A 530-nucleotide genomic window follows, 5' to 3' on the forward strand; every position below is an offset into this window, starting at 1 on the left:
GATCATCGGGAGCCCGGCCCTGCCGGCGTGGACAGCGGAGGCGGGCGAGCCGCCCACCGCCCGCCAGACGGGGAGGCGGTCCTGGAGGGGGCGTGGCGCGATGTCGGCATCGCGCAGGTCGGGGCGGGTCGTGCCCGACCAGGTCAACGGGTTCTGATCGCGGATCCTCAGCAGCAGGTCGAGCTTCTCCTCGAAGAGGACGTCGTAGTCGCTCAGCGGGAAACCGAAGAGGGGGAAGGACTCCGTGTAGGAGCCACGCCCTGCGATGATCTCGGCCCGTCCGTCCGAGATCTGGTCCAGGGTCGAGAACTGCTCGTGCACCCGGACAGGGTCATCGGAGGACAACACCGTGACTGCACTGGTCAGACGGATGTCGGTGGTGACCTGGGCGGCGGCCGCCAGCAACACCTGGGGCGAGGACGCCACGAAGTCGGAGCGGTGGTGCTCGCCGATCCCGAAGAGGTCCAGACCGACCTGGTCGGCCACGCGGGCCTGTTCGATGGTCTCGTGGACACGCTGGTTGAGGCTGG

The 530-nt window shown here is 69.1% G+C and carries 1 protein-coding gene; it reads right to left on the minus strand.

From position 1 onward, the window contains the following. Positions 1-530: LLM class flavin-dependent oxidoreductase (locus tag FK530_RS25430; RefSeq protein WP_146489534.1), on the minus strand; the 530-nt coding region annotated here is incomplete at both ends.

Source organism: Tsukamurella conjunctivitidis (genome assembly GCF_007858475.1).
GTDB lineage: Bacteria > Actinomycetota > Actinomycetes > Mycobacteriales > Mycobacteriaceae > Tsukamurella > Tsukamurella conjunctivitidis.